The sequence below is a fragment of the Pseudomonas sp. WS 5027 genome, from assembly GCF_012985695.1.
GTDB classification, from domain to species: domain Bacteria; phylum Pseudomonadota; class Gammaproteobacteria; order Pseudomonadales; family Pseudomonadaceae; genus Aquipseudomonas; species Aquipseudomonas hygromyciniae.
The window spans coordinates 106,265-117,886 of record NZ_JAAQWU010000021.1 but is presented as its reverse complement, the minus strand read 5'-3'; the positions used below and the strand labels follow the sequence as shown (position 1 = coordinate 117,886).

General features: G+C 62.4%; 7 protein-coding genes. 2 read left to right on the top strand and 5 right to left on the bottom strand.

The window, feature by feature from the left end; all coding sequences use genetic code 11:
• Nucleotides 1-415 precede the first annotated feature (415 nt).
• On the top strand, nt 416-847 hold the full coding sequence (locus HBO09_RS23080) for a nuclear transport factor 2 family protein (RefSeq protein WP_169995575.1): 432 nt from the start codon (nt 416-418) through the stop codon (nt 845-847).
• Here HBO09_RS23080 and HBO09_RS23075 read toward each other — a convergent pair.
• The 3 genes from HBO09_RS23075 to HBO09_RS23065 all read right to left on the bottom strand — a co-directional run bounded on the left by HBO09_RS23075 (nt 844) and on the right by HBO09_RS23065 (nt 5,757).
• On the bottom strand, nt 844-1,779 hold the full coding sequence (locus HBO09_RS23075) for an alpha/beta hydrolase (protein WP_169995577.1): 936 nt from the start codon (nt 1,777-1,779) through the stop codon (nt 844-846). The two genes, HBO09_RS23080 and HBO09_RS23075, sit on opposite strands and share 4 nt — an antisense overlap.
• Nucleotides 1,780-1,858: 79 nt before the next feature.
• On the bottom strand, nt 1,859-4,111 hold the full coding sequence (locus HBO09_RS23070) for an ATP-dependent DNA helicase (protein ID WP_169995580.1): 2,253 nt from the start codon (nt 4,109-4,111) through the stop codon (nt 1,859-1,861).
• On the bottom strand, nt 4,108-5,757 hold the full coding sequence (locus tag HBO09_RS23065) for a VRR-NUC domain-containing protein (RefSeq protein WP_169995582.1): 1,650 nt from the start codon (nt 5,755-5,757) through the stop codon (nt 4,108-4,110). The genes HBO09_RS23070 and HBO09_RS23065 overlap by 4 nt, the downstream gene beginning before the upstream one ends.
• A gap of 188 nt (nt 5,758-5,945) precedes the next feature.
• Between HBO09_RS23065 and HBO09_RS23060 the strand changes: the two genes are divergently transcribed.
• Nucleotides 5,946-6,170 carry a YgdI/YgdR family lipoprotein gene (locus HBO09_RS23060; protein WP_169995584.1) on the top strand — a complete coding sequence of 75 codons (225 nt, stop codon included), beginning with the start codon at nt 5,946-5,948 and terminating at the stop codon, nt 6,168-6,170.
• Between the two features lie 43 nt (nt 6,171-6,213).
• Here the strand turns inward: HBO09_RS23060 and HBO09_RS23055 are convergent, their stop codons facing one another.
• Together HBO09_RS23055 and HBO09_RS23050 are read right to left on the bottom strand one after the other, a co-directional pair.
• A complete protein-coding gene (locus HBO09_RS23055; protein ID WP_169995586.1) occupies nt 6,214-8,061 on the bottom strand; it encodes a polyurethanase in 1,848 nt (615 codons plus the stop codon).
• Between the two features lie 482 nt (nt 8,062-8,543).
• Nucleotides 8,544-11,621, bottom strand: coding sequence for an autotransporter domain-containing protein (locus tag HBO09_RS23050; protein ID WP_346266441.1), 3,078 nt, complete (start codon nt 11,619-11,621; stop codon nt 8,544-8,546).
• Nucleotide 11,622: the final 1 nt, after the last annotated feature.

The following is an 11,622-nucleotide window of genomic DNA, read 5'->3' as shown; positions in this document are numbered from 1 at the left end:
TCAAACCACGATGGCCGCAGGCAGGTATTGCGCAGTGGGCACCCCGGCAGGATGCCGGGGTAGCCGCGACACGGCCATGGATGGCCGATCGCGGCGGGCCCACGGAGCAATGCCTGACTGCGGGCATGCCGAGCCTAGGCGAGGCACCGAGTGGTGGGGCAAGAGCCTTTTGGTTACTTTGGGGCTTTTCCAAAGTGACCCGCCGTCAGGGCGGAACCCTAAGCCGCCATGACCGCAGCAACGGATATGTACACATACCCAGAAGAACGAGTTGTGCAGATACTCATGCCCATCGCGAGCAAGCCCACACAACTCTGCTGTTTGCTCCAGCCATATAACTGTCAGTTTGGATCATTGATCCCACCTCGCAGCTGCTCTTATGGTTGCTCAACACTCATAAGAACAGGTACAGACCATGTCCGAAGCTCTGCAATTATCCCCTGGGGCTGCCCACACCCTGCAACGCTGGCACACCATGCTGGCCACTGACAACCTCAAAGCCCTGCCCGAACTCCTGGCGCCGGAGGCGGTGTTTCGCTCGCCGATGGCCCACACCCCCTACCCCGGCGCCGCCGTCGTATCGATGATCCTCAACACCGTGTTTACCGTGTTTGAGGACTTCCAGTACCACCGTGAACTGGCCAGCGCCGACGGCCACAGTGTGGTACTCGAGTTCAGCGCGCGAGTGGGCGACAAACAGCTCAAGGGCATCGACCTGATCCGCTTCAACGAAGAGGGGAAGATCATCGAATTTGAAGTAATGGTCCGCCCCTTGAGCGGCCTCCAGGCCCTAGGTGAGGAAATGGGCCGACGCCTGGCGCCTTTGCTGGCCAAGGCCAAGGGCTAACGCTGCAGGAACTCCAGCAGCCGGGCGTTGACCTGCGCGCTCTGCTCCACCTGGATCCAGTGCCCGCAGTTGGCCAGGACATGCTGCTCCAACTGTGGCACCACCTCGGGCATGCGCTTGAGCGTATGCGCCTCAAACACCCCCACCGGGTCGCGGTCGCCGATCAGGAACAATGTCGGCTGCAACACCTGCCGGCCCGCCAGAAACTCGGTGCGCTGCCAGTTGCGCTCGAAGTTGCGATACCAGTTCAGCGGCCCGCGAAAGCCATCGGTAAAGGTTTGCACATAGATATCCAGATCATACTGGCTGCACCAGGCCGGCAAGGCACCCGGCGACGCGACGCCTTCCAGCAAGGTGGCGGTGGCCGGCTTTTGTTGCAGGAATACATCCTGATCCTGCATGAACAGACGCAAGGTGCGTTCGATATCGGCTTCCAGCTCCTGCTCCGCCACGCCGGGTTGCTGGAAGTAAAGGATGTAGTTGAACCGGTCGGCATACAGCTCGCGCATGATCTCGATCACCGGTCTGCGGGAGCGACCGGCGAAGGGCACCGACATCGTGACCAGGGCGCTGATGCGTTCTGGTTCCAGCAACGCCAGGTGCCAGGCCACCACTGCACCCCAGTCATGGCCAACCATCGTTACCCGGTGGTGACCGAACAGGTCCATGGCCCCCTGGATATCCGCGCACAGGGTCAACAGGTCGTAGTCGGCAATCTCGGCAGGCGCGCTGCTGTGCCCATAGCCCCGCATTTCAGGCACAAATACGCGATACCCCGCGGCTGCCAGCACGGGGATCTGCTGGCGCCAGGAGTGCCAGCATTCGGGAAAGCCATGGAGCAGCCACACCGGTGGGCCACTCTCGGGGCCGGCGATATGCAAGCTCAATTGAATGCCGTTGACATCGATCGTCTGTTGTTCGATAGCGTTCATCGCACCGCTCCATCAGGGGATTGCTGCAGACTGCCCCAGGGGTGCCACCTGTGCCAGCATCATTGATGGGGCAAATACCTCAGGTCACCGCCCACCAGCGCGGCAGCAATGGCCGTACCTTGGGTTCGGCAAAACGGTCATCGATCAGCATCACCACCCCTTGGTCCTGCTGGGTGCGAATCACCCGGCCTGCCGCCTGTACCACCTTCTGGATCCCGGGATACAGGTAGGTGTAGTCATACCCCGCCCCGAACATCGCGCCCATGCGCAGTTTCATCTGCTCGTTGACCGGGTTGAGTTGCGCCAGGCCCAGGGTGGCGATAAACGCCCCAATCAGGCGTGCGCCAGGCAAGTCGATACCCTCGCCGAACGCCCCGCCCAGCACGGCAAACCCCACGCCCTGGCTGTGCTGGGTGAACTGGTCAAGGAAGGCCTGGCGTTCGACCTCGGCCATGCCCCGTGATTGATGCCAGGTAGGAATCGACGGATGCCGCTCAGCCAGCAACTGCGCCACTTGCTGCTGGTAATCGAAGCTGCTGAAAAACGCCAGGTAGTTGCCCGGCGTACGTTCGAACTGCTCGGCGATCAACGCGACGATGGGCGCCAGGGACGCTTCGCGATGCACAAAGCGCGTGGAGATGCGGTCGATGATGCGCACTTGCAACTGTGCGGCATCGAAGGGCGATTCCACGTCGACCCACGCAGTATCCGCCGGCAGGCCCAGCAGGTCGGCATAGTAATGCCGGGGGCTCAGGGTCGCAGAAAACAGCACGCTGCTACGGGCCGCGGTCAAGCGCGGGCGGATAAATTCGGCCGGCACCACGTTACGCAGGCTCAAGCGTGAGAAACGCCGCTTGGCCTGCGGGTCGCGCTGGCTGATATCAAAAATAAACTGCTCATTGAACAGCTCCGCCACCTTGGCGAACTGCAACGCCTCGAAGTAAAAGCCTTGCAGCTCGCCCGTAAGCGCCTGGGGGTGATCGTTGAAATACTCGCCCATGGCACTGGTACACAGGGCCAGGGCCTGCAACAGCTTGTCCGGTTTGCTGGCATAGGCCTGATACACCGTGACCTGCTCCTTGTGCAGCGCATTCCATTCACGGTTGAGCCGCTGCAACGGTTTTTTCAACGGCTCGGGGGCGGTATCGCGCAAGGTCTTCAGGGCAAACTGATCAAGATCGGCGCTGTACATCGCCCGGCCCCGCTCCACCAGGTTATGGGCTTCGTCCACCAGCACCGCGACCCGCCATTGGTTGAGCTGGGCCAGGCCAAACAGCATCGCGCCAAAATCGAAGTAATAGTTGTAGTCGGCGACCACCATGTCGCACCAGCGGGCCATTTCCTGGCTCAAGTAATACGGGCACACCCCATGGGCCAGTGCCACCGCGCGTAGATTGCGTTGGTCCAACAACCGTACCTTGGCGGCCGCCTCGCGCGCGGCCGGCAGGCGATCATAAAAGCCCTTGGCCAGCGGGCAGGAGTCACCGTGACAGGCTTTGTCCAGGTGCTCGCAGGCCTTGTCCCGTGCCACCAGCTCCAGCACGTGCAACGGCAGGTCGGCACTGGCGTGCAGTATCTGCACCGCGTCCAGCGCCAGTTTGCGGCCAGGGGTCTTGGCCGTCAGAAAGAACAGCTTGTCCAACTGCTGCGGCGCCATGGCCTTGAGCATCGGAAACACCGTGCCAATGGTCTTGCCGATCCCCGTGGGCGCCTGCGCCATCAGGCAGCGCCCGGTGCTGACGGCCTTGTACACCGATTCGGCGAGGGTACGCTGGCCCAGGCGAAAGGTCGCGTGGGGAAAAGCCAGGGCGGTGGCGCCGGCGTCGCGGGCCAGTCGCCGTTGCGCCTGCTGCTCGGCCCAGCCGAGAAACAACGCACACTGGCGATTGAAGAACGCCTCCAGGTCATCAACCGCACACACTTGGTTGATCACGGTTTCGCGCTCGCTGACGATATCGAAATACACCAGCGCCAGCCCGATCTCGGGCAACCCCAGCTTGCTGCACATCAGCCAGCCATAGACCTTGGCCTGGGCCCAGTGCAGTTGGCGATGGTTGGCCGGTTGGGCATCCAGGTCGCCACGGTAGGTCTTGACCTCTTCCAGCACATTGCGATCCGGATCATAGCCATCGGCGCGGCCGCGTACGGTCAATTGCTGGTAAATGCCCTCCAGAGCCACTTCGCTCTGGTAGTGGGCGCTGCGGCGCGAGGCCACTGTACGGTGGCCAAGCATGCCTTCCTGGGCACTGGGTGAGGGGGTGAACCGCAGGTCGAGGTCACCCACCTTGGCGGTAAACTCGCACAATGCCCGGACGGCGACGGTGTAGCTCAAGCGCCCTGCTCCGCCCAACGGACATAACACACGGTGACCGGCATCTGGTGCTCGCTGCAGAACTCCAGCCAGCGCAGTTGGTTGTCCTGCAGGCGGTCGCCCGGGCCTTTGACTTCGATCATGCGGTAGGTTTTTTGCGCCGGCCAGAACTGGATCAGATCCGGCATGCCGGCACGATTGGCGCGGATATCCAGCAACAGTCGGTCGAACCAATGCCGCAGGTGCGCGGCAGGCAGGCAATCGAGCGCCTGGTCGAGCAACTCTTCGCTCAACACATTCCAGAACACAAAGGGCGATTGAATCCCCCACTTTTCGGCGTAGCGCTGGCGGATCGTGGTTTTGTAGCGCTGGTCATGCAGTTGGTCCAGGCAGGCGGCGAACAGGTCGGCGCGGCGCTGCTGGAAGTCTTCACTGTGCAAATCCACCGGCCCGCGCTGGAACGGGTGAAAGAACGAGCCAGGCAACGGCGCGAAGATCGCCGGCCAGCACAACAGGCCGAACAGCGAGTTGATCAGGGTGTTCTCGACGTAGTGCACCGGCCCCGCTTCATCCCCCAGATGCGCCTGCACGCAGAACTCGACGGCGGCCACCGGTTCCGGGAATGGCAGTTCCAGGTCCAGGCGCTGGATCACCTGGGGTTTGGGCTTGGGCTGCGCCGGCTCGCCCAGCTTGCGCCGCAACCGCGGCAGGACCCGCAACAGGTGCTGCTGCTCGGCCGCGCTTTGTGGCGCGGCCTGGGCCTCCAGGGCCAGGACCATTGCCTGGGCGAAATGCTCCTGACGCTCGAGCACCCGGATCAGCCGTGCGCGGGCGCCGGGATAGGCACACTCGCGATAGATCACCTCGGCCAGGGCCAGTTCAGCAAGCCGTTCGCAATGCTGGCCAACCTGGAACAGCAGCTTGGCCCGACGTTTCTCCAGCCAGGGGTTATCGGTGCTCAGCGTGGCAATCTGCGCCAGCACTTCTTCCAGCGGTTCGCCCGCCTCGAAGGCCTGCTGGCATTGATGCAGGAACAGCAGGCCAGACACATCGTCACGATGGCGCAGCCCCCGGGACTCGGCACAGAACTCGACCTTCTCGTAGGTGTAGATCCCCAGGTCCGCCAGTACAAACTCCGACCAGTCCTGGTACAGGTTGCCGAAGAACATCAGGCGCAGGCGGTCACACAGGTCCATCACCGTCAGGCTGTAAAGGCGCTCGTCCAACTCCGGGCACCACTGTGCAAACGTCCGTGGCTCGGTAAACCGCGTCGATAAGCCGGGTAACCAATCGGATTTCTTGCCCCTGGGCAGCTCGATCCAGGCCTTGAACGCCTGCAGGACCTCGCCTTTTTGCAATTGCCCCCACACCTCTTCAATCGACAGCAGGCCCTGTTCACTGACCCAACCCTGGGCCAGCAACGGCTGTACGGCCAAATCAGCCGGGCCGATCTCGACGTAATTGAGCTTGCTCGCACGAAAATGCACGCCCTTACGCATCACCATGCGCACCAGCAACGCTTGGGCCGGTTGCGGCAAATGCCTGAACTGCGCAATGAAACGCTGTTCTTCATCATCCAGCACGTCGGCATAGCGCTGCCCGAGCCAGTCGAGCACTTGCTGGAAGTTATGCAGGTAGTAGAACGGGTCTTCGAGGGGGTTGGACATGACGGGCACTTGGGCAAACACTGGTTATGCATACAGAGTGCCGTCGCCAGGCCTGCGTTGCAATCGCTAATAGATCAGTGGCGCACGCAACTTTTTGTATAAAAGTGATCAGATGGGGGTGGATCCGCGTAACATTTGTTGCCCGCAGCCGTTGAGCACGGGGTTTTCGAAGGATGAGAGTAAGGGTTATGAACATGAAGAACTGGGGCCTGCCGCTGGCTGTGATGACGTTTCTGGCATTGGCCGGTTGCTCGACGCCGACCGTCGTGACCTTGCAGAACGGTACTCAGTACCTGACTACGGACACGCCGAATGCCAAGACGCCTGATGGTTTTTACGAATTTACCGATATCGCCGGCAAGCGCGTACGGGTCAAGGCGGCGGATGTCGCGACGGTGCGCAAGGAAGACTGACCGAACACAGTAGGAGCCGGCTTGCCGGCTCCTACTGTTTGTTTTAAGTGATGACGAACGCCTGCGCCGACAGGCTACCAAGCCCTACTCCCACCAGCGTCACCGAGTTATCGCCGAATGTCAGCAGCGTATCGCCGCCCACGGCCTTGGCATGGTCGAGGTAGTTGTACTGCTCGTCCACCCCCGCCACACCCATGAACACCAGCTTGTCCGTCGACTGATAGCCCAGGATCCGGTCCTGGCCGAAGTCGCCGTCGAACAGGAAGGTATTGCGCCCACCGCCCGCTTCCAGCAGGTCATTGCCGGCGCCGCCCACCAGCACATCATTGCCCTTGCCGCCAATCAGGTGGTCATTGCCCTCCAGACCAAACAGCCACTCCCCGCCATCCCCAGCCTTGAGCACATTGGCACCGGCATCGCCCTTGAGCGACGCGGCGTAGGCCGTCAGGTCCTTGCCCGCCAGCAGCCCTTTGTCGGTCACGCTGTGGGTCACATCCTTGCTCAACAGCAACAGATAGCTTTCCTTGCTCACTAGCGCGCCCATGTCGCGGGTCAGGCTGATGCCGCCTTGGCCGTCGCGGATATACAGGGTGCCCGCGCCATCGTTGGCCACCTCGACGTTTTTCAACGACTGCTGCAAGTCCAGGGTGTTGAACCCCTTGCCACCGAGCAGGATGTTGTAGCCACCGCCATCACGAAAAGTATCGTTGCCTGCACGGCCTTCCAGGTAATCGTTGCCCCGGCCGCCCTGGATCAGGTCATTGCCGTTGCTGCCGATAATGAACGTGCTGCCCTGGTGGGCTTCGGCGTTGCGATTGAGGTCCTGCACCCAGGTGTTAGCGCGGGCCGGGTCGGAAAGATTGGCGACGACGATCGTCGAGTCGCGGCTGGTCAGTTCATAGAACTTCGACTCAAGGATGCGGCTCATGCCATCGCCATAACCCGTGGGTAAATGGGAGATCCACGTCGGCAGGTTGAGGATAGAAAACGGCAGGATGTTCCACAGCGTCGAGGCGTAATGGTCGTTGAAGCTAACGATGTTATCGGCGCTGGATGCGTGCGGTTGGTCGTGCACGCCCAGGGACGACAGCTTGAACGACGAACCGTCGAGGGCGCGATAAACCGGGTCGTTTTCATAGCCGATGTTCAGCACCTTATCGCCGCTGCTCTGGGTCGGCGAGGCGTAGGCCACATAGTTGGCGTCCTGGTAGAACCCCGCCCAGGTGTGGTTGCTCAAATCCGCCATGCTATTGACCGCCAGGCCACCGAGGCTATGGCCGCTGACCAGAACATCCTGGCCGGTCAGCCCCTGCGCGCTGGCATACGCGGCGACTTTGCCCAGCAAGGTGCCAAACGCCTCGCCCGCGTAGTTTTTTGCATAGTCCGCCGGGCCGAAGGCGGCCAGTAAGTCACTGATCACATCGCCGATAGAGTCGACAATCAGGTTCTCCCTGGGGCCCGATGTGCCACGGAAGGCGATGCCGATTTCCAGCAGTTTGCCGGCGTCATCGTATTTGCCCAGGACCTCGACCTGGGCACTGGTGTAACCGGCTTTCTCGCCAAAGAAGGTGCCTCGGGCATCGACCTTGCCGCCGTAGTCCAGGGTGCTGGCGCTGATGGGCGTCCAACCGGCCTTTTGTACCGCGTCGAGGGCGGCCTTTTCCGAGTCCGGGTTCCACGGGATGCCGGGGATCACGCCCTGGGAATCGGTGCTGCCCAGCAACGCCTGCACCAGGGTGGCCGGCAAGCCCAGGCCGAAGCCGTTTTGCTGATACCCCACGGCAAAGCCGTTATCCAGGTTGTGGTAGGAGTACAACGTGATCGCCATGGCGTCGGCGAACAGGGCTTTGGAGTCTTCGGTGGTTAGGTTTTTGTAGTCATAGACACCCATGGTATTGCCTCTCTTTTGTTGGAATTGTCGAGAAAGCCAAGACAGCTGGAATGCGGTAATAGTGGGGGCTGCGGTGCGACTTGCCCGCGATGGCCATGTATCTGCACAACTCTTTGATGGTTTTTGGGGGGGTGTACATATCCGTTGCTGCGGTTACGGCGGCTATTGGTTCCGCCCTTACGGCGGCTCACTTTTGTAGAGCGCAAAAGTAAGCAAAACGCTCTTGCCCCACCACTCGGTGCCTCGCCTAGGCTCGGCATGCCCGCAGTCAGGCATTGCTCCGTGGGCCCGCCGCGATCGGCCATCCATGGCCGTGTCGCGGCTACCCCGGCATCCTGCCGGGGTGCCCACTGCGCAATACCTGCCTGCGGCCAGCGTGGTTTGACGGGGCGCCTAAGATCAAAAGCCAGATCAAAAGCTGAGCAACAGCAACAGCAGAGCCAGAGTGTGCAGCTGCTCCCACATTTTTGGATCTTCAGGGTCTAGAACGCCCAGTCGAGGCTCAAGCCCACGCCATGGATTTTCTCCTTGCTGGCCAGCAGGCCGTTGTAGTCAAAGTTCAGCCGCGCATCCTTGCTTAAGGCCAGGCTGGCCCGTGCGCCGACCAATGCGGCATCGCGCACCATTGGCGCGCTTTGCACGGCAAACGCGGTGCTGCCCGAGGCAAACGCCAGGTGGCGCTCGGAATCGGTGGCGCTGAGGTTGTGCTGCCAACCCAGGGTGCCGGAAACGTCCAGAGCCTGATGGTCGGTGAGGTTGAAGGTCTTCAAGGCACGCACGCCGAGGGTGCTGAGCACCAGGTCGCGGGTGTCAGCGCCGCCCTTGAGCGCCGCCGCATCGCCTTTCTCGCTGAAGCCGTCGCTGTCCAAGTGCACATAGGCCAGGTTGGCGAACGGCTCCAGCGCCAGCGGTTGCAGGTTCAGGCGGTAAGCCGCTTCGGTGAAGAGCTGGGTGCTACGGGCATCGACCTTGGCTTTTTGCTTGCCGGCGACTTCGCCGTATTGCAGCTCACGCTTTACATCGGCGCGATGCCAGCTATAGGTCGCCCCGCCGCTCAGGCGCCAGGCGCCGATTTCGTGCCCGGCATAGGCGCCGAAGTGGTAGCTGTCCACCGATGCCCGCGAATGGGTGCCATCGCCCATGTTCAGCGAGGTATCGCTGTAGCCGGCGACCAGCCCCAGGCGTGTGTCTTCATCCAGTGCACCGTCCACACCCGCGAGCAATCCGCCGATGGAAGTGGTGTAGCCCGCCGTATCGCTGCTGCTGTCGGTTTTACCCCAGGCGCCAAGGGCCTTGACCCAGACGTTGCCGCGCGTGTCGATGGTTTGTGGTGAGGCGCCCATTTCACCCTGCTGTAGACGCTCGCCCACCGCTTCGCGCAGGTAGCGGTTGTCATTGACCAGCGCGGTTTCCAGGGCCGGGTAGATTTCCCCCGACAACTGTTGGAACGCCCCTTGCGCCGAGGCTGCACTCGGCGCCAGCAGCAGGCTTTCATAGACGCCATTACCCGCGCCCAGTTGCTCGGCAGCGCCTGCCACGGCGCGTTGGTTATCGGTTGCCGCCACACTGGCGAAACTGGTGGCTGTACGCGCGACATCCAGTTGCACACCGTTGGCGCCATAGTTCAGGTTGCCGCCCACAAACAGGTAGTTAGGCAACACCTGCGCGAAGCTGCCGGTAACTCCCCCGGCCGCCTGCAGGATGTTGTACTGGCGACCGATCAGGCTTTGCGCCTCGGGCTGGCTGAGCAAGGTCGGGCTGTTTTCCAGGGCCAGGGTCACGGTGCCGCCGTTGAGGGTGGCCTTGCCACCGGCGACGATACGGTCACTGCTGCTATTGGACAGCTCTACCGCATAGGTGGAACCGGCGTCGAAGTTGACATCCCCGGCCACGTTCAACGTGCCGATGGAGTTGCCCGGCGCTACCGTACCGCCGTTTTTCGCGTGCAGCGCGCCGATGCTGCCGGAGCCGCCCAACACGCCGCTGTTGCTCACAGTGACCTGCGATGCCAGCGAGCCATTGACCGCCAGCAGGCCTTGATTGACCAGGGTGGGCCCGCTGTAGGTGTTGTTGCCGGTCAGCACCAGCGTACCGATGCCTTGCTTGGTCAGGCCACCATGACCGGAAATGTCATTGCTCCACACATCCCGCCCGCAGTGCACATCGTCACACAGGCGCTGGGTGGGCTTGCCGGCGTCGACCACCGCCCCTACCCCCGGCAAGTCCGCGACAAACTGGCCGCTGCCGTAGCCACCATCGATGCGGAATTCGGCCGGAATGTCCTCGGCGGTGACAAACATACCCGGCCCGCTGACCGCCTTGCCCAGGTTGATCATGCCCCAACCGTATAGCGCGTCGATGCCCGGCGCCCCCAGGTCGGTCGCGGTGGTCTTGAGCAGCGTGGAAATCTGCTCGCCGCTCATATACGGGAAACGCTCCATCAACACGGCGGCGGCGCCTGCCACGTGGGGAGCGGCCATGGACGTGCCGTTTTTATTGTTCCAGCCCAGGGTCATGTTATCGACCGTGGTGCCCACCATCACCGAGCTGTAGATGGCCGTGCCGGGTGCCGACACACAGAAGCTGGCGGCATAGCCGCAACGGGACGAGAACGTGCTGATCACGTAAGGGTTGGGGCTGTTGGTGTCCGGGTTGCGTTGCAATGCCGCCACCGACAGCCAATTGGGCGTGATTTCCGGTACGAAGTACGCCAGACCGGAAATTGCATCGGGGTTGTTCAGGTTGTAGTCGTTGCCGGCCGCGAAGATTGTCAGCACCCCGCTGCGCGCCGCGTTGATCGCCCCGGTGTAAGCGCCACCTGGCGCGGTGCCCAACAACGGCTTGATCTGGTCGAACTGGGCCTGCGCGTCGCTCAGGCCGAAATGGGGGAACGCTGGATCCTTGCCGCCCTTGGCAAACTGATCGCCAATGCCGATGCCCCAGCTGTTGTTGATGATGCGTGCGCCGTTGGCCACCAGGCTGTCCCAGCCGGCCTGGTACACCGCACCGTCGTTGCCCAGGATGATCCCGTCTTCGGGGCCCGGGTCGCCGTTCTCGGCACTGAGGATCTGCGCGTTATAGGCCACGCCGTGCATCGGCCCGCCGTTGCGATCGCCGGCAGCAATGCCACCGACATGGGTGCCGTGGTCGCCCAGCTTGCCGTTGGAGCCCAGGGACGGTGTGCCGTCATAGCGGAACGGGTCACCGGCCTTCACTGGGATATAGGGGTCGGTGTATTGGCGGATCCCTTCAGTGACCAGGGCCTGCACCTTGCCCGGGCTGGAGAACTCGGGATGCAGGGCATATACCGGCTGGTCGAAAATCCCCAGCTTCACGCCCTTGCCACTGTAACCGGCGGCATACGCCACATCGGCATTCACCGCCCCCAGGCCCCAGTCGGCCTTGAATTCATTGCTGCGCCAACTGGCGACATCCCCCAGTTTGCCGGTTTCGACGTAGGGTGCGGCCTGGGCGGTACCCAGGCTGGCCAGGCAACACAGCAACGCGCCGTATGGCACGCGACTCAAGGCTTTGAGCGGGTAGCCCGGGCCTGTTGGGATG

What these genes read in the sequence shown, in the direction of transcription:
- HBO09_RS23080 (WP_169995575.1), top strand. Translation starts at nt 416, where the DNA reads ATGTCCGAAGCTCTGCAATTATCCCCTGGGGCTGCCCACACCCTGCAA.
- HBO09_RS23075 (WP_169995577.1), bottom strand. Translation starts at nt 1,779, where the DNA reads ATGAACGCTATCGAACAACAGACGATCGATGTCAACGGCATTCAATTG.
- HBO09_RS23065 (WP_169995582.1), bottom strand. Translation starts at nt 5,757, where the DNA reads ATGTCCAACCCCCTCGAAGACCCGTTCTACTACCTGCATAACTTCCAG.
- HBO09_RS23060 (WP_169995584.1), top strand. Translation starts at nt 5,946, where the DNA reads ATGAACATGAAGAACTGGGGCCTGCCGCTGGCTGTGATGACGTTTCTG.
- HBO09_RS23055 (WP_169995586.1), bottom strand. Translation starts at nt 8,061, where the DNA reads ATGGGTGTCTATGACTACAAAAACCTAACCACCGAAGACTCCAAAGCC.